The following is a 19,642-nucleotide window of genomic DNA, read 5'->3' as shown; positions in this document are numbered from 1 at the left end:
GACGCGGCGCGCTACTTGGAGGGGAGCGCCGCGTCCCGTCCCACGGCGCGGAGGAACTCCGTCCAGGCCGCGGGGGTGAAGGACAGGGAGGGCCCGTCCGGGTCCTTGCTGTCGCGCACGTGCACGCGGTGGGGGGTGGTGGCGACCTCGACGCAGTTGCCTCCCTGGTCGTCGCTGTAGCTGGACGTGAACCACACCAGCCGGGTCCTCATATGGCCTCCGCCAGCTCGCCGATGAACCGCGCCGACTCCTCGACGCCGAGGGCCTGCATGCGGATGATTCCATGACGTTGCGACAACCGGCTGACCTTCGTCGGGTCGGTGTAGAGAGCGCTCGTCTCCTGCGCCTCCACGTAGGCGAGGTGTTCGTGCTCCTCCGTCTCCAGGAGCACCAACGACCCACTGAGCGCCGGATACGCGACACGGTCGGCAGGCAGCACCTGGATGGAGACGTTGCGCAGTGAGCCTGCGGTCAGCAGACCCTGCAACTGCCGCTTCATCACCTCCGGGCCACCGACGCTCGTCCTCAGGGCCGCCTCGTAGAGCACGAAGCCGAACAGCGCCGCGGGCTTCCGCCGCAGCTTCTCCTGCCGCTCCAGCCGCGCCGCGACCCGTTCCTCGATCGTCTCGTCGTCGAGCGGCGGACAGCTGTTGCCCATCAGCGCACGGGCATACGCCTCGGTCTGCAACAGCCCGGGCACGAGCAGGGGCTCGTACCCGTACAGCGCGATCGCCTCGGATTCGGCCTGCATGAACTCGCGCGTGCGCTCGGGGAACCGCTCCGGTTTCAGGAACTCCTGCGCCGCGGTGAGCTTCCCGTGGGCCCCGCAGAGCTGGTCCGCGACCTGGAGCAGTCGAGTGGTGGGCCGGCGGCGGCCCTGCTCCATGGACTTCACCGTCTCGTAGCCGTACGCCGCCTCGCGGGCCAACTGCTCGCGTGTGACGCCCGCTTGCTCACGCCAGAGTTTGACCTGGTTGCCGCAGTACCGCCACGCCATCGGCGGCTGGGTCACCTCGCCGGCCATCCACACCCACCCCCGTACTCTCCGTGGTCACCAGACTACGGAAGGGCAGTGTCAGCCGCGCCCGAAGCTGTGGAAGCGGCCGATGGCCGTGAAGCCGCGGCGGCCGTACCAGTGCCGGGGCCAGTCGTCCTCGTCGGCGACGAGGAAGCGGGTGGGGCACCCGGCGTCGACGGCCTGGCGCAAGGCCGTGGACAGGACGGCGTCGGCGTAGCCGCGGCCGAGGTGGGTCTCGGAGGTGATGAGGTCCTCGACCTGGGCGGTGCCGGACGCGGGGTCGATGTAGAGATCCGCCCAGGAGGCGACATCGCCCTCGGGCGTCCGCGCGCCGATGAAGCGGACGACGTCCGCGCCGTGCCGACGAACCTCACGGCGGTCGACGAGCTGGCGGACGGCCTCGTCGTCGGCCTCCGGGAGGAAGCCGCGCCAGCGCCGGGCGAGGGGTTCGCGGAGGGCGTCGAGGTCCACCTCCTCCGCGGGACCGCCGTCCGGCACCGGGCCGGTGTGCAGCATGACGAGCTCGGCGGAGTGGTGGTAGCCGGCACGGATCAGGGGCCCGGCGCAGGCGGTGCCCGCCGCGTCGTCCAGGACGGTGATCGCTCGGTGCTTGAGGTGGCCCAGCGCCTCGTCGGCGAGGGCCGGCAGCGCCTCGGGGTCCACGGCCCCGTCCACGACCACCTGGTTGTTGCCGTGCGAGTACGCGTAGGCGTCGTCGAGAACGGCGAAGGCGCCGGGTAGTTCGACGGTGCGCGCGGCCTGGCGGCGGGCGAAGGCGGCGACGAAGGCGCGGATCCCCCGCAGTTCCGGTCCGGTCATGGGGGCAGCCTAGGCGGGGGCGCCAGGGTCACGGGCCATGGCGGTGCAACTGCTGAGAGCCGACGGCTGGGAGGTGGACCGGTCGTCGGCCGGTTTGGGGGCCGACTCCTCCCTTCGGCGCGAAGAGGGCCCCGACGACTGGTGGCGCGAGCCGGTGCGCGACGGCGGCGTGCTCAGGTGCCCGTCCGATACACAGCCCGTCATTCCCACGACAGTTGAGGAACTGATACCTCTTACGTAGCGTCAATTTCTCTGCTGCTGCAGTCAAGAAGAGACACGGGGGTGTCCGCGGTGGGTGTCGTACTGCCCGACGAACTGGCGTACGTGCTCGACCTGATAGGCATCGCGTGGCCGAACGTCGACGAGGACGACTACCGCGAGATGGCCACGTCGCTGCGGGACTTCGCGGACGACATGGACGGCGGCGCCATGGACGCCCACACCGCCGTGCAGGAGCTGCTGGGCGCGAACGCCGGCGCCGCGATGGACGCCTTCGAGGCGCACTGGGGCAAGGTCAAGGGCACACATCTGGCCAATCTCGCCGAGGCCGCGCGGATGGGGGCGACGGCGCTCGACGGGGTGGCGATCGCGATCGAAGTCGCCAAGGTCGCGGCGATCGTCCAACTCGGCATCCTGGCAGCCGAGATCGTCGCGACCATCGCCTCCGCCCCCTTCACGCTCGGGCTGTCGAGCTTCGCCGGGGCCGCCGCGACACAGGCGACCCGGATGATCGTGAAGAAGATCTTCCGCGAGGTCATCAACCAGGTCGTGGACCAGCTGATGTCCATCGCCACCGCCCCGATCTACGCCGCCCTGGAGTCGATGGCCGCCGACCTGATCATCCAGGTCGGTTCCAACGCCCTCGGCCTGCAGAAGGGCGTCGACCTCGGCCGGACCGCCGACGCCGGCAAGGAGGGCTTCGGCGAGGGCGTCGACGGCGCCAAGAAGCAGGCCGACAGCTTCACCCTCGCCAGCGCCGGAGGCAGCGGTGGTGGCGGGGGCGGCGGTGGCGGGGGCGGCGGCGGCACTCACTTCCAGAGCGACGGGGAAAGCTTCGACCGGATCGACACCCAGCTCGACGGCATCACCGGCTCCCTGCACGGCAAGTCGAAGGGTCACATAGGCCGGGCCCGCGACGCCAAGAACCGCACCGGCGGCCGCGGCGAGATCGCCGGGCACATCATGCCGATCGCCACGAAGATCGTGGACGGCATCGGCGAGGCGGCCGAGAAGGCCGTGGGCCATGTGCGCAACGACATGCGCAAGGGCCTGAAGCAGATGCACCAGAACCACCGCGACAACGACGACAGCATCGCGACCGAGCTGCAGCAACTGCAGAAGACGGGCAGGGGCAAGCCGGTCTACGTGCTGGAGTCGGACGGACAGATACGACGCCTGGACGACCAGGGCAAACTCGTCGACCTCACGGACGACGACAAGAAGTCCGGCATCACCCGGCTCCTCCAGGACCGCGACGGGAACCCCACGGACCGGACGAGCATCCCGCAGCCCGGCAAGCGGACCGTGGGCCAGCTGCCCGGCGGCAAGCCCGCCAAGAAGAAGGAGTCCACCGAGGTCCCGCTGTCGTCCACTCCCCTCGCGGACGCCACCCGCAGGGCACGCCACGCGAAGGGCCACTACGGGACGTACGACAAGCCGGGCACGAAGGACGAGACCTTCACCAGCAACAACTTCGCCGCCGCCCACTACCGCGACGAGGCGAACGACCACGAGTTCGTGCTGGTCGCCTACAGCGATCGCCCCTACCACTCGGAGAAACGCCTGGCGACACCGTTCATGGACAGGGGGATGGACGGAAACGTCACGCACATGTACACGGAGCGGGAGCCGTGTTACGACAAGTCGCCCACCTGCGCCTACTGGCTTGAGGGGTACATGCCGCACGTCGGGGTCAGCCACAGCGTGGAGTACGGGGACGCCGCGTCCCAGGTGAAGGGCAACGCGATCATGAAGGACTACCTCGACGACCTCCGGGCGGGCCGCCGGTAGGATCGGCAGCCCGTGACCGACCGCCCGCACCCATGACGCGCAGGAGAGGGGATCATGCCACCGACGGTGACACGCGCCCTGCTGGAGTCCGTCTTCGCTCCCGGTGAACTGGTCACCCTGGACGACCCGGCGATGTCCCTGATCACCCACGAGCCCTCGCGCGCGTTCCTGCGGAACATCGGCCTGCCCCTCCAGGAGAGCGGCCTGTTCGTGCTGGACCCGGACTTCCCGACGCACATGACGACCATCCACGACTGGCACCTGGGCGACGACGCCCCTCCGGGCGCGGCGGGCTTCCTGTACGTGGCCCAGCTGCACTACGACCACGTGGTCCTGGACGGGGCGTCCGGGAGGGTCTGGGCACTGCCCGAGGCGGAGCCGGAGGTGTTCCCCCTCCACGAGGACCTGCATTCGCTCGCGTACTTCCTCTGCGCCGCCGAACGCGAACGCCCCGCCTACGACCCGCAGTTCCCGGACGCCGCCGTGCGGGCGGCGCGTTGGGACCCGCGGGGGGCGGCGGACCGGCTCCTCGCAGAACTGCGTCCGCTGGAGCCCATGGCGTTCGGACACGAGAACAGCCCGTGGTCCCTGTTCCTCCAGGACGCCTCGAAGGGTTTCGACGGCGTGGCCGGCTAGGGCGGCGCCGGAGGACCAGGAGAAGGAGACGACAGGCAATGGACGGCCGCCCAGAGGTGACGGCAAGCGTGGTGGCCCGGTTCGGCGACGGCGGGGTGCGGCGGTTCGCGGGGGCGCCCGAGGTGGTGGTGCCCCTGCAGGTGGGACCGTACTTCGCCACGTCGCCCGAGGAACCGGAGACCCTGGCCGACTTCGCCGACGCGCTGGAGGCGGAGGTGCCCGAGCGGGCCCGGGAGTACCTGCGCCTGGGCACCGACCGGGGGTACGAGATCTGCCTCGCCCCGGACGGCGCCGTGCGCGGGGTCCTCGTCGGCTACGACGAGCCCGAGCGGCATGTGAACGGCACTCTGGAGGCGTTCGCGCGGAGCCTGGTGGCGCTGGACGAGGCCCTCACGGCGATCGCGGCCACCGACCGGCCCGAGACGGCGTCGCAGGCGTTCGCGGCACTGGAGACGCGGCTGCGGGAACTGGACGGGACGGCGTTCGCGGACCGCGAGGACTGGTGGCCGCAGGTACTGGACGACATCCGGGACACCGCGAGCGCGGAGTGGTTCGCGGCGTTCGAGGTCGTCGACGCCGACGGGGAGGCGAAGATCCTGACCTCCTCGGGCGGGATCTGCGTGCACCCCGAGGAGCGGCTGTGGGCGAACCTGCGGGCGTCCGGGGTGGAACCGGAGCAGGTCAAGCGCATCCACACCGAACTGGAGTCGTGCTTCATGCCGGGGCACTACTGCTCGATGATGCTCGCGGACCTCTTCCCTGAAGCCGGGCTGACGCACAACTTCCCCTACGGGGAGACGGCCGGGTCCCGGGCCGCCGGCATCCGGAAGCTGCGCGAGGCGGCGGCACAGGAAGGCTGAGGACCATGGACGGGGAACTGGGGACGGCGGACCGGCCCGCTCTCGGGGCCGGCCGGGGGCCCGCCGGGCGGCGGATCCTGGAGTGGGCGACGTCGGGCACCAAGGCACCGCTGGCGGTGACCGGTTCCCCCGGGGCCGGCAAGAGCCATCTGCTGGCGTGGTTCGTGGCCGGCGCGCAGCGGGACCCCGGCACCATGGTGCACGGGCTCGCCCCCGCCCGCGGTCTGGCCGTGGACGCCATGTCCTGGGAACTGGGACGGCAACTGGGGTACGGGCCGCTCTCCCCGGAGGACCTGTTGGGGCGGATCCTGGCCGACCCGCGGCCGCTGACTCTGGGCTTCGCCGACCTGCACCGCGCCCGGCCCGGCTGCCGGGAGGGCCTCGTGAACCCCCTGCTGGACTTCCCGCACGTGCGCATGCTGCTCGAAGCGGGGGATGCGGGCAGCGTTCCGGACGGCGCCTTCGTGGTCGACCTCGACGACCCCGTGCTGACCGATCACGCGGAGTTCGCCGCCTGGTACGCCGGGCTGGTCCCCGCCGGCGCCGCCTTCACCGCGGACCAGGTGTTCCCACACCCCGCCACGGCCCGCCTCGCCACGACGGTCCCCGGGCCGCCCGCCGAGGGGCCCGTGACGGCCGTGTGGTGGGCGCGGCTGCCCGAGGCGGCCCGCCCCGCGCTGCACACGCTGGCCGCGCTGCGCGGCCCGGTCCCCCGGGACGTGTGGGAGTTGCTCCACGCGCAACTGACGGGCGACCCCGCGGCGCGCGAGGCCGTCGCCGCCGCCGTGGAGCGCCTGCCCGCGGGAGCCCCGTACGAAGTGCCGCCCGGGGGACCGGTCGTCGCGGACCTGGACCAGCGCATCGTCGACGTCCTCAAGTCCCGTGCCCTGACCAGCTCCTTCGCCCGGGAGCACGTGCTCGGCCACGCCGTCGCCGCCGGTACGGCGGACCGGTTGCTGCGCGACGCGGGCTTCCTCGTCCACGGCTCCGCGACCGCCGTGACGGCGGCTCTCTCGGACCCGGACACCGCAGCCGCGGCCCCCGCGGTGCTGGCCCCCGTATGGCGCCGCGCGGCGCCCGTGCTGACGACCCCCGGCTTGAGCGACCCCGAGCGCGCCGCCGTCCTGCACGCCGCCGCGCTCGCCGACGCGCCGCAGATGGCCGCTCTGCTGCGCCCCGTCGCCGAGCGGCACACCTGGACCGCGGAGTGGTTCCGCCCCGGCGATTCCTTCACCGCCCTCGGACCCGGCACGGTCGAGGGGGAGCTGCTCGCGGCCGATCCCCTCGGCCGGCTGCACGCCCTCGACCCCGCCACGGGCGCGGACCTGCGCAGGGTGCCCGCCCCCACCGAGGTACGGCCGCTGGCCCTGGCGGCTCTCGGCGACGGCCTGCTGCTCCTCGACCGCGACCAGGTCCTGCACGCCTTCCCGCCCGGCACGGTCGCCTTCGGCGCGGCCGCCCACCGCCACAACCAGGACGGTCCGTCGGCCCTGGCCTCGGTGCCCGCCTCCGGTCTCCTGGCCGTCGGCGACGCCGAGGGCCGCGTCCACCTGTGGCGCTCCCCCGCGTACGACCCCGAGCCCCTCAGCCGCCTCCTGCACCAGGCGCCGGTCTCCACGCTCGCCCACGTCCATTCGGCCCGGCACGACCTGTCGTTCTGCCTCAGCGGCGGGCTGGACGGCACCCTGCGCCTGTGGGCGACCTCGGACGAACCGATGCCGGACCCCGTGGAGCGGCGCGACTGCGTCATCACCGCCCTGGCCGCCGCGGACACCCCCGCCCACGGCCCGGTCGCCGTCGCCGCCTGGGCCGACGGCCGGGCCGGCGTCTGGGACCTGCTCGGCGCCCGCGTCCACCCCCTTCCGTTGCTGCACCGGGCCGACGCGATCGCCCTCACGCCCGACGGCGCCCTCACCGTCACCGGCCCCGGCGGGACGTACGGCCTCCGGCTCCACTTCGACCGGCTGTGGACGTAGCGGTGGCCGAACGGTGACGAGGGTGGCGGCGCCTTGACGCACGAGGCGACGGTCCGGCCGTGGCTGCGGGAGCACGGGTGGTACCCCGGGCGGGACGTGCGGGACCGGATCGGCGAGCATCTCGCCTTCCGGCTGCACGAGGCGGAACGCCAGGGGTTTCCGCTCACCACGTTCGCCGCCGCCCTGGGATTCCTGGGCTCGTACGGGCTGTTGCGCCTTCCGTACCGGGCGGCACCCGAGATCGCTCTCGTCGTCCGCCCGGACGTCGGTTACGAGGGCGACGCCGAGGACTTCGCCGATCTCGGCGGCAACCTGCGCCGGGCGGTGTTCCCCGTCGGGTACGAGACCTCGGAGGGCGGAATCGTGCTGGTCGACGACCTGGGCCGGGTGTTCTACCAGCACTCCACCGGGCCGTACTTCCTGGGCCACGACGCTTACGAGGCCTTCGCCCGCCGCCTTTGCGGGAACGTTCTGCCGGACGCGGAGGACTTCTACGTCTGACGCGACCCCGGCACAGCCGGGCGCGCCGCCTCACGCCGGTCGCGACTCCGCCTGCCGGCGCAGGAATTCGGCGACGTCCGGGCGCCGGGTGTACGGCTGGAGGGTCTGGGCGGCGGAGGCGAGCATGCCCCGTACGCGCGGGGACTGGACGCGGCCGAGGAGGTCGAGGGCGCGGATGCCGGCGTCGGTGGCCTCGTCGACGCGGCGCGCGGAGGCGAGGTTGTTGGCGAGTTCGGCGGTGTACAGCGCGGCGTTGCGGGTGAAGTGCGGTGCCTGCAGGCCCACCGCGCGCCGCGCGTGCTCCGCGGCGCGGTGGTGGTCGCCGAGGGCGGACCAGGACTGGGCCTCCAGCCCGGCGAGTTCGGCCTCGCCGTAGAACGTCATCCACTCCGGGTCCGCGGCGCTGGGTCCGCGGCCGAACAGGGTCTGGGCGCGGGACAGGGCGCGTTCGCAGCCCGGGCGGTCGCCGAGGCCCGCCCAGCCGCCCGCCTCGCGGAGGGCGAGCAGTGAGAGCAGGCGGGGTGAGCCGAGATGGCGGGCGGCCTGCTGGGCGGCCTGCGCGGCGCGGACGGCCTCGCGGGAGCGGCCGGCGTCGCGGGCGAGGAACGACGCGTTGCAGAAGGCGTGCGACTCCAGGGCGCGGTCGCCGGCCATGCGGGCGGTGGCGAGGGCCTCGCCGTAGAAGGAGCGGGCGTCGGCGAGGCGCCCGGAGTCGTGGGCCAGCCAGCCCACGGAGATGGCGAGTTCACCGGCGCCGCCCATCAGGTCCTCGGCGACGGCCTGGCTGTAGGTGCCCTCGTCGAGGAGGCGGTAGGCGGCGCCGAGGGAGTGGCCGGCCTGGCGGTAGAGCGCGCCTGCGCCGTGCCGGTCGTCGTGCAGGCGGATCTCCCGGACGGCCGCGCGGACGGCGCGGGCCTGGGGTCTGCCTACTTTGTGCACCGTCTCCGCCGCGGCGGCCGGCCCCAGCATGAGGGTCGTGGCGATGGCGGCCGGGCCGCCGGTCATGAACGCGCGACGCAGCACGTCGCTCTCCTCGTCGGTTTCGGTCTCGTACGGGGCCGGCCGGGGGGCCGGTGTCGCCGGGAGGCGCCGGCCGCGGACCAGTTCGCGCGGCTCGAAGCCCATGTCGGCGAGGTCGCGGCCGGGGAACATGTGCCGGAAGACCCGCTCGTAGGCGTAGTTGGGGCAGCGGATCTCACCGGACTCCACGCGGCCGATGTAGCGGGCGTCGCAACTGACCTGCTCACCGATGTCCCGTCCCGCGCGGCGCACGGCGGCGGCGAACTCACCGGGCGACCGGTCTCCGCGCAGGCGCCGGAAGGCGGTGTTGGGGGTGGACGGTGACGAGTGCATCGCCGGGCTCCCGATGGACGGTCGGTGCGGTGCCGGGTGGCGGCGCGACGACCGTACTCGCTGTGACGGTCCGAGTACCGGGAGTTTGGCTACAAAAGGGATATCTCACCCTCCATTCGCCATGAAACGCCACCCCTGGCGGCGTCAAGGAGGCGTAGCTGTTGACGTCCGCGCGCGTTGGACACCGTGCAACCCACCGTCCGAGCCCGAGGAGGATGCGCCTTGTTGGACGAGCCATGGGATCTGGTCACCGTCCCGGCCCGGCAGGGGCTGGAGGCCGTTGACATCCTGCGCCTGCGGACCGGCCTCGGGCCCGTGCTGCACGACAGCTCGGGGGACAGCCTCGGCTTCCTGGTGCCGCCGGGCACGGCCGACGGCTGGGACATGCCGGGCAGCGCCTGCACCCGGACCGCGGGCGGCGGCTTCACCGTCCCCGGCGAGCTGCGCGAGCCCCCGGTGGCGGGCACCGGCTGGCTGGTGCCGCCGCACGACGACACCGCCGTGACGGACCCGGCGGTGCTGCGCGACGCCCTGGGCGAGGCGGCCCGGATGATCGAGCTGGCCGACCGGCTCTGAGCCCGCCCGCGGACCGCCGCCCATACTGGGGGGCATGGCACCGCGCAGGATGAGGACGACGAAGGCACCGGACGGCATACGCGAGCAGGTCGGCGGGGGTCTCGCCGAGCTCGTGCCGGACCGGGACCGGCCGCGCGGCTGGTCGCTGCTGATCGACGGGGCCCCGCAGTCGCACGTCGACCTCGACGACCCCGCGTACCTGGACTTCTCCTACCAGCGCCGCCTCGGCCACGTCGTCGACCTCGCCGCACCGCCCGGCCGCCCCTTGCGGGTGCTGCACCTCGGGGGCGGCGCGCTGACCATGGCCCGCTACACGGCGGCGACCAGGCCGCGCTCGACGCAGCAGGTGGTGGAGCTGGACACCGCGCTGGTCGAGCTGGTGCGGCGGGAGCTGCCCTGGGACCGCACGTGGCGCATCAAGGTACGCGGCGGCGACGCCCGCGAGGGCCTGGCGAAGGTCCCGGAGGGCTGGGCGGACCTGGTCATCACGGACGTCTTCGGCGGGGCCAGGACGCCCGCCCACCTGACCAGCACGGAGTTCCTGGCGCAGGCCCGGCGCGCGATGGCACCCGGCGGGGTCTACGCCGCCAATGTGGCGGACGGCGGACGGCTGGAGTTCCTGCGGGCGCAGATCGCGACGGTGCGGGCGTGCTTCCCGCACGTGTGCCTGGCGGCGGATCCCGCCGTGCTGCGGGGGCGGCGCTTCGGCAACGTGATCCTGGTCGCCGCGGACGGCGAGCTGCCGGTCGCGGAGTTCACCCGGCGGGTGGCCTCCGACCCGCACCCGGGGCGGGTCGAGCACGGCCGGGAGCTGGAGGCCTTCGCGGGCGGCGCGGCGGCGGTCACGGACGCGACGGCGGCGGCCTCCCCCGTTCCCCCGGAGTCGGTGTTCCGGTAGGCGCGACCGGGGCGGGCCCTAACCGCCGGTGTTCCGCGCCTTGTAGGTGTCGACCGTGGGCGGGTGGCCGTTCCAGGTGCAGAAGAGCGAGGACGTCGTGGTGGCGGAGACGAAGTCGACCCGGATCCACTCCGGTTGCTTCCACACCTTCATCTCCCAGCCGGCGTCGGGTGTCGCCGACACCAGGGTCGCGGAGTCCGCGCCGAGGTCGAGCACGACCCGTCCGCCCTCGACCGGGTAGCCGTGCACGGTGCCGGTGTCGGCGGAGGAGGTCGCTGCGGGGGTGGCCGAACCGGGCGGGCGGGCCGGGGCGGTGGAGGGGGTGCGCGGCCTGGCCCGGGCGGTACGGTCCGGGCTGCCGCCGGCCCCGGGCCGGTCGGCACGGTGCGTGGCGGCGCCGTCCGGGGACCGGGTGGGGGCGCGGACCTCGTCGGCGACCGGCTCGGAGATCGGCAGGGCCCGCGGCGGGTCGTAGGCCGTACCCGCCAGCACGTGGTGGACGCCGAACCACGACAGTGCGACGGCGGCGCTCGTGGCGAGCGTCCACGCTCCGGCGTGCGCCAGTCCTCTTCGCATCCGTCCATGGTGCCGGACGCAACCGCCGGGCGGGGTTGGGGGTTGCGCTTCGCGTTCTGACGTGCTCGCGCCCACCCGGCATCCCCCGGATGGGCTAGGTTGCGGGCCATGGCAAGTGTGCTCGTGGTCGAGGACGACCAGTTCGTGCGCTCCGCCCTCATCCGGCACCTCACCGAGGCCGCGCACACCGTACGGAGCGTGGGCACGGCCCTGGAAGCGCTGCGGGAGGTCGCGCAGGTCGGTTTCGACGTGGTGATCCTGGACCTCGGCCTGCCGGACCTGGACGGGGCCGAGGCGCTGAAGATGCTGCGCGGCATCACCGACGTGCCGGTGATCATCGCCACGGCGCGGGACGACGAGTCGGAGATCGTACGGCTGCTCAACGCCGGCGCGGACGACTACCTCATCAAACCGTTCTCGGTCGAGCACCTGTCGGCGCGCATGACGGCCGTGCTGCGCCGCTCCCGTACCCACGAGGCCGACCGGGTGCTGCGGGTGGGCGGGCTGCGGATAGACGTCCTGCGCCGCCAGGCCGTCCTGGACGGGACCCAACTGGACCTGACGCGCCGCGAGTTCGACCTGCTGTCCTTCCTGGCGGCCCGGCCCGGCGTGGTGGTGGCGCGGCGCGAACTGCTGTCGGAGGTGTGGCAGCAGTCGTACGGCGACGACCAGACCATCGACGTCCACCTGTCGTGGCTGCGCCGCAAACTGGGGGAGACGGCGGCCCGGCCGCGCTACCTGCACACGCTGCGCGGAGTGGGAGTGAAACTGGAGCCACCCCGATGAGGTGGGCGCTGGTCAAGGTCTGCGTCGCGGTGACGGCGATGGTCGTCGTCGCCTTCGCGGTGCCGCTGGCGCTCACGGTCAAGGAGATGGCCCGGGACCGGGCGATCGGCAACGCCGAGCGGCAGGCCGCGGCGATAGGGCCGGCGCTCGCGATCACCACCGACCGCACCCAGTTGGAGCGGGCCGTCGCCTCCACGCAGGCCGGCGCCGACGGGCGCATCGCCGTACGGGTGCCGGCGACGGAGGGCACGGCCGGGGTCGGGATCGGCGACCCGCACGCGCCGGACGCCGACCTCGACCGGGCCTCCGAACTGGGCCGGGCCGCCACCGTCCCGGTGGCCGGCGGCTACGCCCTGCTGCAGCCGACCGCGGTCGGTTCGGGCTCGGTGGCGGTGGTCGAGGTGTTCGTGCCGGACGCGGAGGTCAGCCGCGGGGTCACCACCGCCTGGGCCGTGCTGGCACTGGTCGGCGTGGCCCTGGTCGTGGGCGCGGTGGCGGTGGCGGACCGGCTGGGCACACGCATGGTGCGCCCGGCCAGGCGTCTCGCGGAGGCCGCGCACGGCCTGGGGCGCGGGGACCTGACCGTACGCGTCCCGGAGGACGGCCCCGCCGAACTGCGCTCCGCCGCCGCCGCGTTCAACGCGATGGCCGACCAGGTCGTGCAACTGCTCGCCAACGAACGGGAACTGGCCGCCGACCTGTCGCACCGGCTGCGCACCCCGCTGACCGTGCTGCGGCTCAACGCGGCCTCGCTGGGCGACGGTCCGGCCGGGGAGCAGACCCGGCACGCGGTGGCCCAGCTGGAGCGCGAGGTGGACCAGGTCATCCGCACCGCCCGCGCCCAGCAGGCGCAGAGCCAGCCGGTCGCGGTGGGCTGCGACGCGGCCGAGGTGATCCGGGAGCGGATGGCCTTCTGGTCGGCGCTCGCGGAGGACCAGGGGCGCGAGGTGAGCACCGCCGGCGTCGAACGCCCGGTGCGGGTGCCGGTGGCCCGGGCCGACCTGGTGGCGTCGCTGGACGCGATGCTCGGCAACGTCTTCCGGCACACCCCGGAGGGCACGGCCTTCGCGGTGGACGTGCACAGCAGCCAGGACGCGGTGATCGTGCTGGTCTCCGACGCCGGCCCCGGCATCAAGGACCCCGCGGCCGCGATGCGACGCGGCCAGGGCGCGGGCGGCGACGGTTCGACGGGCCTCGGGCTGGACATCGTGCGGCGCATGGCGGAATCCACCGGCGGCGACGTACGCCTCGGTGCCTCGGTGCTGGGAGGCGCGGAGATCCGGGTGTGGATCGCGCTGCGCCCGCTCGCGACGGGCGGCAAGCGCAACCACCGGGTGGTGCGCCGCAGGCGGCTGAAGCGCCCCGCCGCGGCCACGGAGGCCTGACCCGCCCCGGGAGGTCCGCACCATTAACCGGCCCCGATGGCTCCCTTAAGCCCGCCATAAAAGATCGAACGCCCGCGCGGCTCTGGGCATTTGTCCGAATCGGCAGCGCTAGCGTGCGGCTCCATGAGGAACTCGCATCGCCGTCGCCCCACCCGCGGGGCCGCCCTCCTGGGGGGCACGGCCACGGGCACGACCGCGGGCGCCGGGCCCTTCGCGGCCCACGGCGGCTGAGGCCGCGCACACGACCATCCCCGCTCCCCCCACACGGGCGCCCCGGCCGGCAGTTCAGCACCCCGCCCCGGCCGGGGCGCTCCCGTGTGCGCGCCGCGCGCTCAGCCGGGGAGCAGACCGTCCAGCAGCGCGGACAGCCCGGACTCGTACTGCGCGCGGCTCGACTGCTGGGCCGCGACGAGTTCGGGGGCGAGCCCGGCGAGCGAGGGGTACCGGTCCGGCGACAGGTCGGCTAGCCGATTGCGGATCCGCTCGCGCAGCCCGGCCTCGGCCTCCTCGCACTCCGCGCGTTTGCGGCGGACCACCCACAGGGCGGCGCCCACCGTGTACTGCATCAGGGCCACTTGGGCCCGGGCGGCGGCCGGCGGATCGAGTCCGGCCGTGATCAGCAGGCAGAGCATGCGGTCGATGACGGCGATGGCCTCGTCGCCGCGGAGCGGGCGGCTCGTCAGCAACTGGAGCGCGGAGGGATGCTCACTGAAAAGCCGGTACACACCGACACAGAGTTCAATAAGCTGCCCGCGCGGCTCGCCGGAGCCGGGGGGCAGTTCGATCTCGCCGAGCATCCGTTCGTTGACGGCGTCGATGATCTCGTCCTTGCCCTTGAAGTGGGAGTAGACGGCCATGGTGCCGACGCCGAGTTCCTGGGCGAGCGCACGCATGGTGAAGGCCTCGGGCCCGTGGCGGTCGAGGAGCGCGACGGCGGCGTCGAGGACGCGGTCCGGGTTCAGGGTGTTGCGGGGGACGCGGCGCCGTGGGGAGCGGGCCGGCGGGGTCACAGTCATGTGGAATGTGTGTCCGGTCGGGGGGAATCGTGGGTGAGCGGTCTGCGGGTCGAGCGGTTTCCTTGATTCTCCCGCGTTACCGGGCAACCCGGGGAGGAGTCGGGGCGTCTTTTCGCACGTCTTCCCGAGCACAGCTAGTTGAATCCAGGACGAATCGGGGGTGAAGGGAATAGGCGGGGGCGGTGCCCGGGTTCCCTAGCGTACGTCGTACGGTAGACCGATGTGACTCTCACAGGGAGAGATGGGGGGAGAACGGCCGCATGACCATGAGCATGACCGCCCCGCGGGCGTCCGCCTACCGGGGCGGGCTCCGCTGGTGGACCGAACTGCCGCTGATCGCGGTGGTCTACGGCCTCTACACCGCGGGCCGCCTCCTCGTACGCGGCGACGTGGGCCGGGCCGTCGACCACGGCATCGCCATACTCCACCTGGAGGGAGCGCTCAGCCTCGACCCCGAGCGCTGGCTCAACTCCCTCTTCAGCCGCTACCGGGCGCTCGGTGTTCCCGCCGACTTCTGGTACGCCTCCCTCCACTACCTGGTCACCCCCGTGGTGCTGGTCTGGCTGTGGCGCCGGCGGCCCACCGTCTACCGGCTCGCCCGCACCTGGCTGCTGCTGTCCACCCTCATCGGGCTGATCGGCTTCACGCTCATGCCCACCGCGCCGCCGCGGCTGCTGGCCGCCGGCCACGGCTTCGTCGACACCATGGCGCAGTACGGCTCCTACGGCTGGTGGGGCGCCGAGGCGAGCGCGCCGCGCGGGCTGGGCGGGATGACCAACCAGTACGCGGCCATGCCGAGCCTGCACGTGGGCTGGTCGCTGTGGTGCGGCATCATGCTCTGGCGCCACGGACGCACGTCCTTCGTCCGCGCCCTGGGCGTCCTCTACCCCCTCGGCACGACCCTCGTGGTCATGGGCACCGCCAACCACTACCTGCTGGACGCCCTGGCCGGCGTCGCCGTGATGGGCATCGGGTTCCTGCTCGCGCGCCCCACGTTGCGTGTGGTGGACCTCATGACGGACGCGGCGCGCACCCGGTTCGCGGCACCCCGGCCCGCCCCCTCCACGGTCGTCGCGACCTCGCGCGACCTCGCCCCGGCGGACGTCGGGATCCTGCCGGAACCGGCGGTCGAACCGCGGCACTGACGCCGCGGCCGGGGCCGCGGACCGGCGGCGTCCGCGTTGTGGCCCGCGTTGTCGGTGGGGGGTGCGAGACTTGCGCGGGTGAGCACTACGCACGATCTGCGAGAGCGGCTGGCCGCGCTGCGTGGCCCGACGACCGTGGCGCGCCCGATGGACGCGCGCGCCCTGGCGGCGCTCGCCGCGAACCCCGGGTGCCGGCGCCGGGCGCTGCTGGACGCCGCGGGGGTGGACAAGGCGGCGGTGGCCCGTGTGCTGGGCAACCCCGCGCCCTTCGGGCAGTCGCAGTTCGCCTTCGTACGGGGCCATGCCTTCGAGGCCCGGGTGAAGGCCGAGGGGTGCGCGGAACTGCTGCGCCTGCTGGGCGCGCCCGAGAACACCGAGGCCGTGCTGCCCGACCTGTCCGCCCCGGGCCCCGAGGGCCGGGTCGCCCGGACCCGCCTCGCGCTCAAGGAGGCGACCGTGGCGGGCCGGTGGACCCTGCTCGACCACCCCCTGCTGGTGCTCGAGGTCGCGGACTCACCCGTCTACCTCGAGCCGGACGCCATCGCCGTACGGCCGGACGGCTCGTGGACGGTGGTGGAGGTCAAGTCCTTCCCGATCCTGGACGGTTCGGCGGACGCGGTGAAGGTCGGCGCGGCGGCCCGGCAGGCCGCGGTGTACGTCCTGGCCCTGGAGCGGCTGGGGTTCGGCACCCCGGAGCAGCGGGTGCTGCTGGTGTGCCCGAAGGACTTCTCCAACCTGCCCGCCTCCGAGTTCGTCGACGTCCGCAAGCAGCTCTCGGTCACCCGGCGGCAGCTGAACCGGCTGACCCGGATCGAGGAGATCGCCGCCGCCCTGCCCGAGGGCACGACCTTCGACCTGCGGCTGACCGACGACGGACGGACGGCGACCCGCCCCGCCGCGGAGCTCTCCGACGCGGTGGACCGGCTGCCCGCGGCCTACGCGCCCGAGTGCCTGGCCAGTTGCGAGCTGTCCTTCCACTGCCGTGAACAGGCCCGGGGCTGCGGCGCGGTGGAGGTCCTCGGCCGCGGCGTGCGCGGTGAACTGGGCTCGCTGACCGAGGTGGAGCAGGTGCTGGCGGCAGCGCTGGGCACCGAGGGCGATCCCGACGATCCCGCGGTCGCCGCCCTGCGGCGGGCGCAGGCCCTGCGGGCGGAGGCGCTGGGATGTCGCTGATCTCCGTGCTGGCCCGGGCGGAGGCCATGGCGACCGGCCGGGCGACCCCGCTCGCGACGGTGCGCCACCGCCATCTGTCGGACCGGCCGCTGGTCCTCGTCCCGCTGACCACCGCGGGCGAGGTGGGCGCACCGCTGGGCGCCCTGGTCGGCACGGACCGGGACGCGCCGCGGGTGCTGGCGGTGCCGCAGCCGCGCGACCGCGACCTGCGCTTCGCCTTCCTCGCCGAACTGGCCCAGGTCGTCCTCCCCTACCTGGAGTCCTACGCGGACGACACGGAGACCGAGCCGGCGACCCGCAACCGGGAGGAGTCGGAGGTCTGCGCCGACGCGCCCCAGATCGTGGTCGCCAACACGCCCGCGGCGGAGTACGTGCGTCTGCTCGGGCGCTCGACCCGCTTCCGCCGCACCGCCGAGGACGACCCCGACGAGCCGCACCCGGTGCCGGCCCGGGTGCCGCTGCTCGGCCGCTGGCTCACCCACTACGGGGAACGCGCCCGCACCCCCGGCTCCGCGCTGCTGCTGTCCGCGACCGAACTGCTCTCCCGGCACTGGGCGACCGGCCAGAGCAACCTCGAGGACCAGCACCTGGGCGCGCTGCTGGCCTGGATCGACCCGCCCGAGGGCACGACGGGCATGGCGGCGGCCCGCCGCGCGGAGTCCCACCGCGGCGCGGACGGCCTGCTGGTCTGCCCGCCGGCCGGCCCGGCGACCGACCCGGTCTTCGACAACGCCGTGCTCGCCCCGGCGACCGCCCGCTACGACGCCGGGATCAGCGGTGCCGGGGAGGAGATCGCCCGCCTGCTGGCCGGCCAGATGCGCCCCACCTGGGACGCGGTGTGGCGGTCGCTGGACCTGCTGCACGAGCTGCCCGAGGGCGGCCACGTCGCGGACCGCTGGAAGCGCGACCGCTGGTCGTACACCTCCCACCGGGACCGGGTGCGCGCCGGGGAACCGCCGCAGCCCCGCCGCGACGACGCCGTGTCGGCGGCCCAGAAGCTCGCCGGCCGGGAGACCGCGCAGGTGCGGCTGGAGGCCCAGGAGGCGCTGGACGACCCGCTGGTGATGGCCGGGCGGCGGCTGGCCGGGGAGGCCTTCGCGGGCCGGGTGGACCGGGTGGAGATGGCGATGAGCGAGGGCAAGGTGCCCAAGCCGCGCCCCCTGGTGACGGTCCTCACACAGGACCGGCCCCATCTGGACGAGGACGCGAAGCTCTACCGCGCGCTGCCGGACGGCCGTACCCAGCAGGCCCGGTTCGTCGAGTGGGCCGGGACCGGGGCAGTGCTCCTGCGGGTGGTGAACGGCATGGGCCGCGGCAAGGTCCCCGACCCCGGCACGGTGCCGGAGGAAGGGGACGAGGTGTGCTGGACGCTGTTCGAGCACGCGCCGCGCGGCGGCGCCGGGCTGCCGGAGCCGGAGGACACGCCGTGGACCCACGGCGGGCCCCCGGGCGCCGCCACCGCGGGCGGCGGCACGCCCGCGGCCGTCGTCCCCGCCGCCGTCGTCCCCGCCGCCGTCGTCCCTGCCGAGAGCCCCGACCCCGCGACCACGGAGGACTATCTGTGAGCCCGGTGAGCGACGCCGCCCGGGCGGCCGGCACCGCGACCGCGCGGATCCTGCACGACACCCTGCACGGCACGCACCGCGGCGTCGTCGTGGACTCGCCGCCCGGCGCGGGCAAGTCCACCCTCGTGGTGCGCGCCGCCCAGGAGCTGGTCGCGGCCGGCGAGTCCCTGATGGTGGTCGCCCAGACCAACGCGCAGGTGGACGACCTGGTGGACCGGCTGGCCACCGCCGACCCGGGGCTGCCGATCGGCCGGCTGCACGGCAGCGACTCGCCGCCGGACCCGGTGCTCGACCGCCACGAGGCGGTGCTGAAGTCCGCCAAGGCGGCGGACCTCGCCGGGGCCAAGGTGGTGATCGCGACCGCCGCCAAGTGGGCCTTCGTCAAGGACACCGAGCCCTGGCGGCACGCCATCGTCGACGAGGCCTACCAGATGCGCTCGGACGCGCTGCTGCAGGTGGCCGGACTGTTCGAGCGGGCGCTGTTCGTCGGCGACCCCGGTCAGCTGGACCCGTTCAGCGTGGTCGGCGCCGAGCAGTGGGCGGGCCTGAGCTACGACCCGTCGGCCAGCGCGGTGGTCACCCTGCTGGCGCACAACCCGGGGCTGCCGCAGCACCGGCTGCCGGTGTCCTGGCGGCTGCCGGTCTCCGCCGCGCCGCTGGTCTCGGACGCCTTCTACCCGTACACCCCGTTCCGCAGCGGCACCGACCACGGTGACCGGCGGCTGTCCTTCGGCGTCCCCGGTGACGGCTCGGGCCCGGACCGGGTGGTGGACGAGGCCGCCGCTTCCGGCTGGGGACTGCTGGAGCTGCCCGCGCGGCGCACCCCGCGCACGGACCCGGAGGCGGTGCGCGCGGTCGCGCTGGTCGTCCGGCGGCTGCTGGACCGCGGCGGCGTGGCGGTCTCCGAACGGGGCACCGCCCCGGTGGGCCCGGACCGGATCGCGGTGGGCACCGCCCACCGCGACCAGGCGGCGGCGGTCCGCACGGCGCTGGCCGCCCTGGGGGTGACCGGGGTCACCGTGGACACCGCCAACCGGCTGCAGGGCCGGGAGTTCGACGTCACCGTGGTGCTGCACCCGCTGTCGGGGCGTCCCGACGCCACCGCGTTCCACCTGGAGACCGGGCGGCTGTGCGTGCTGGCCTCGCGCCACCGGCACGCGTGCATCGTGGTGTGCCGGGCGGGGGTCTCGGAGCTGCTGGACGAGCACCCCTCGACGGAGCCGGTGCAGCTCGGCGTGACCGTGAAGTTCCCGGACGGCTGGGAGGCCAACCACGCCGTGCTGGCCCACCTGTCCGAGCACCGCGTGGCCTGGCGGCCGTAGCGCGCCGGCCGTCCGCCCGGGGCACTC

General features: G+C 74.2%; 19 protein-coding genes. 13 read left to right on the top strand and 6 right to left on the bottom strand.

Features of this window, described 5'->3' with window-relative positions:
* Positions 1-11: 11 nt before the first annotated feature.
* The 3 genes from ABZ479_RS11855 to ABZ479_RS11845 are packed head-to-tail and all read right to left on the bottom strand — an operon-like array spanning position 12 to position 1,837.
* Complete coding sequence (locus ABZ479_RS11855; RefSeq protein ID WP_500461461.1) at positions 12-212, bottom strand: DUF397 domain-containing protein; 201 nt, start codon at positions 210-212, stop codon at positions 12-14.
* Positions 209-1,024 carry a Scr1 family TA system antitoxin-like transcriptional regulator gene (locus ABZ479_RS11850; protein WP_500461460.1) on the bottom strand — a complete coding sequence of 272 codons (816 nt, stop codon included), beginning with the start codon at positions 1,022-1,024 and terminating at the stop codon, positions 209-211. The genes ABZ479_RS11855 and ABZ479_RS11850 overlap by 4 nt, the downstream gene beginning before the upstream one ends.
* Before the next feature lie 51 nt (positions 1,025-1,075).
* Positions 1,076-1,837, bottom strand: coding sequence for a GNAT family N-acetyltransferase (locus tag ABZ479_RS11845; RefSeq protein WP_500461459.1), 762 nt, complete (start codon positions 1,835-1,837; stop codon positions 1,076-1,078).
* A gap of 282 nt (positions 1,838-2,119) precedes the next feature.
* Here ABZ479_RS11845 and ABZ479_RS11840 point away from each other — a divergent pair, with 282 nt between their 5' ends.
* Genes ABZ479_RS11840 through ABZ479_RS11820 form a run of 5 tightly spaced genes read left to right on the top strand, consistent with a single transcriptional unit; the run spans position 2,120 to position 7,820 of the window.
* Complete coding sequence (locus tag ABZ479_RS11840; protein WP_500461458.1) at positions 2,120-3,847, top strand: WXG100-like domain-containing protein; 1,728 nt, start codon at positions 2,120-2,122, stop codon at positions 3,845-3,847.
* Between the two features lie 54 nt (positions 3,848-3,901).
* A complete protein-coding gene (locus tag ABZ479_RS11835; RefSeq protein ID WP_500461457.1) occupies positions 3,902-4,483 on the top strand; it encodes an SUKH-4 family immunity protein in 582 nt (193 codons plus the stop codon).
* Between the two features lie 38 nt (positions 4,484-4,521).
* Positions 4,522-5,343 (top strand): nucleic acid/nucleotide deaminase domain-containing protein, encoded by an 822-nt coding sequence (locus ABZ479_RS11830; protein WP_500461456.1) that lies wholly within the window; start codon positions 4,522-4,524, stop codon positions 5,341-5,343.
* A 5-nt stretch (positions 5,344-5,348) separates the two neighbouring features.
* A complete protein-coding gene (locus ABZ479_RS11825; protein WP_500461455.1) occupies positions 5,349-7,319 on the top strand; it encodes a hypothetical protein in 1,971 nt (656 codons plus the stop codon).
* 33 nt (positions 7,320-7,352) lie between these two features.
* Positions 7,353-7,820: an SUKH-3 domain-containing protein gene (locus tag ABZ479_RS11820; RefSeq protein WP_500461454.1), complete on the top strand. Its 468-nt coding sequence runs from the start codon at positions 7,353-7,355 to the stop codon at positions 7,818-7,820.
* 30 nt (positions 7,821-7,850) lie between these two features.
* Here the strand turns inward: ABZ479_RS11820 and ABZ479_RS11815 are convergent, their stop codons facing one another.
* Complete coding sequence (locus ABZ479_RS11815; protein WP_500461453.1) at positions 7,851-9,173, bottom strand: NsdA family TPR-like regulatory protein; 1,323 nt, start codon at positions 9,171-9,173, stop codon at positions 7,851-7,853.
* A 177-nt stretch (positions 9,174-9,350) separates the two neighbouring features.
* Between ABZ479_RS11815 and ABZ479_RS11810 the strand changes: the two genes are divergently transcribed.
* Positions 9,351-9,749 carry a hypothetical protein gene (locus ABZ479_RS11810; protein WP_500461452.1) on the top strand — a complete coding sequence of 133 codons (399 nt, stop codon included), beginning with the start codon at positions 9,351-9,353 and terminating at the stop codon, positions 9,747-9,749.
* Between the two features lie 34 nt (positions 9,750-9,783).
* Positions 9,784-10,647 carry a spermidine synthase gene (locus tag ABZ479_RS11805; protein WP_500461451.1) on the top strand — a complete coding sequence of 288 codons (864 nt, stop codon included), beginning with the start codon at positions 9,784-9,786 and terminating at the stop codon, positions 10,645-10,647.
* A gap of 18 nt (positions 10,648-10,665) precedes the next feature.
* On the opposite strand, the gene ABZ479_RS11800 is transcribed toward ABZ479_RS11805, so the two are convergent.
* The gene (locus tag ABZ479_RS11800; RefSeq protein ID WP_500461450.1) at positions 10,666-11,223 is read right to left on the bottom strand and encodes a hypothetical protein; all 558 of its coding nucleotides are present in this window, start codon (positions 11,221-11,223) and stop codon (positions 10,666-10,668) included.
* Positions 11,224-11,331: 108 nt separating this feature from the next.
* Here ABZ479_RS11800 and ABZ479_RS11795 point away from each other — a divergent pair, with 108 nt between their 5' ends.
* Together ABZ479_RS11795 and ABZ479_RS11790 are read left to right on the top strand one after the other, a co-directional pair.
* Positions 11,332-12,009, top strand: coding sequence for a response regulator transcription factor (locus ABZ479_RS11795; protein ID WP_500461449.1), 678 nt, complete (start codon positions 11,332-11,334; stop codon positions 12,007-12,009).
* Positions 12,006-13,394, top strand: a complete 1,389-nt coding sequence (locus ABZ479_RS11790; protein WP_500461448.1) for a sensor histidine kinase — start codon at positions 12,006-12,008, stop codon at positions 13,392-13,394. Before ABZ479_RS11795 ends, ABZ479_RS11790 begins: the two co-directional genes overlap by 4 nt.
* 332 nt (positions 13,395-13,726) lie before the next feature.
* Here the strand turns inward: ABZ479_RS11790 and ABZ479_RS11785 are convergent, their stop codons facing one another.
* A complete protein-coding gene (locus tag ABZ479_RS11785) occupies positions 13,727-14,410 on the bottom strand; it encodes a TetR/AcrR family transcriptional regulator (protein ID WP_500461447.1) in 684 nt (227 codons plus the stop codon).
* A gap of 260 nt (positions 14,411-14,670) precedes the next feature.
* On the opposite strand from ABZ479_RS11785, the gene ABZ479_RS11780 reads away from it, so the two are divergent.
* The 4 genes from ABZ479_RS11780 (at position 14,671) to ABZ479_RS11765 (ending at position 19,615) form a co-directional block, all read left to right on the top strand.
* Entirely contained in the window at positions 14,671-15,555 is an 885-nt protein-coding gene (locus ABZ479_RS11780; RefSeq protein WP_500461446.1) for a phosphatase PAP2 family protein, read from the top strand.
* Between the two features lie 78 nt (positions 15,556-15,633).
* Positions 15,634-16,728: a hypothetical protein gene (locus ABZ479_RS11775; protein ID WP_500461445.1), complete on the top strand. Its 1,095-nt coding sequence runs from the start codon at positions 15,634-15,636 to the stop codon at positions 16,726-16,728.
* On the top strand, positions 16,719-18,293 hold the full coding sequence (locus ABZ479_RS11770) for a hypothetical protein (protein WP_500461444.1): 1,575 nt from the start codon (positions 16,719-16,721) through the stop codon (positions 18,291-18,293). Before ABZ479_RS11775 ends, ABZ479_RS11770 begins: the two co-directional genes overlap by 10 nt.
* Positions 18,290-19,615, top strand: a complete 1,326-nt coding sequence (locus tag ABZ479_RS11765) for an AAA domain-containing protein (RefSeq protein ID WP_500461443.1) — start codon at positions 18,290-18,292, stop codon at positions 19,613-19,615. The genes ABZ479_RS11770 and ABZ479_RS11765 overlap by 4 nt, the downstream gene beginning before the upstream one ends.
* Positions 19,616-19,642: the final 27 nt, after the last annotated feature.

The sequence above is a fragment of the Streptomyces sp. NPDC005722 genome (assembly GCF_040630935.1).
In the GTDB taxonomy this organism is placed as follows: domain Bacteria; phylum Actinomycetota; class Actinomycetes; order Streptomycetales; family Streptomycetaceae; genus Actinacidiphila.
Note: the sequence above shows the minus strand (reverse complement) of the source record. Positions and strands in the feature narration are given on the sequence as shown.

Coding starts and splice junctions, on each gene's coding strand:
- ABZ479_RS11855 (WP_500461461.1), bottom strand. CDS start 212: ATGAGGACCCGGCTGGTGTGGTTCACGTCCAGCTACAGCGACGACCAG.
- ABZ479_RS11850 (WP_500461460.1), bottom strand. CDS start 1,024: ATGGCCGGCGAGGTGACCCAGCCGCCGATGGCGTGGCGGTACTGCGGC.
- ABZ479_RS11845 (WP_500461459.1), bottom strand. CDS start 1,837: ATGACCGGACCGGAACTGCGGGGGATCCGCGCCTTCGTCGCCGCCTTC.
- ABZ479_RS11835 (WP_500461457.1), top strand. CDS start 3,902: ATGCCACCGACGGTGACACGCGCCCTGCTGGAGTCCGTCTTCGCTCCC.
- ABZ479_RS11830 (WP_500461456.1), top strand. CDS start 4,522: ATGGACGGCCGCCCAGAGGTGACGGCAAGCGTGGTGGCCCGGTTCGGC.
- ABZ479_RS11825 (WP_500461455.1), top strand. CDS start 5,349: ATGGACGGGGAACTGGGGACGGCGGACCGGCCCGCTCTCGGGGCCGGC.
- ABZ479_RS11815 (WP_500461453.1), bottom strand. CDS start 9,173: ATGCACTCGTCACCGTCCACCCCCAACACCGCCTTCCGGCGCCTGCGC.
- ABZ479_RS11805 (WP_500461451.1), top strand. CDS start 9,784: ATGGCACCGCGCAGGATGAGGACGACGAAGGCACCGGACGGCATACGC.
- ABZ479_RS11800 (WP_500461450.1), bottom strand. CDS start 11,223: ATGCGAAGAGGACTGGCGCACGCCGGAGCGTGGACGCTCGCCACGAGC.
- ABZ479_RS11795 (WP_500461449.1), top strand. CDS start 11,332: ATGGCAAGTGTGCTCGTGGTCGAGGACGACCAGTTCGTGCGCTCCGCC.
- ABZ479_RS11790 (WP_500461448.1), top strand. CDS start 12,006: ATGAGGTGGGCGCTGGTCAAGGTCTGCGTCGCGGTGACGGCGATGGTC.
- ABZ479_RS11785 (WP_500461447.1), bottom strand. CDS start 14,410: ATGACTGTGACCCCGCCGGCCCGCTCCCCACGGCGCCGCGTCCCCCGC.
- ABZ479_RS11780 (WP_500461446.1), top strand. CDS start 14,671: ATGACCATGAGCATGACCGCCCCGCGGGCGTCCGCCTACCGGGGCGGG.
- ABZ479_RS11770 (WP_500461444.1), top strand. CDS start 16,719: ATGTCGCTGATCTCCGTGCTGGCCCGGGCGGAGGCCATGGCGACCGGC.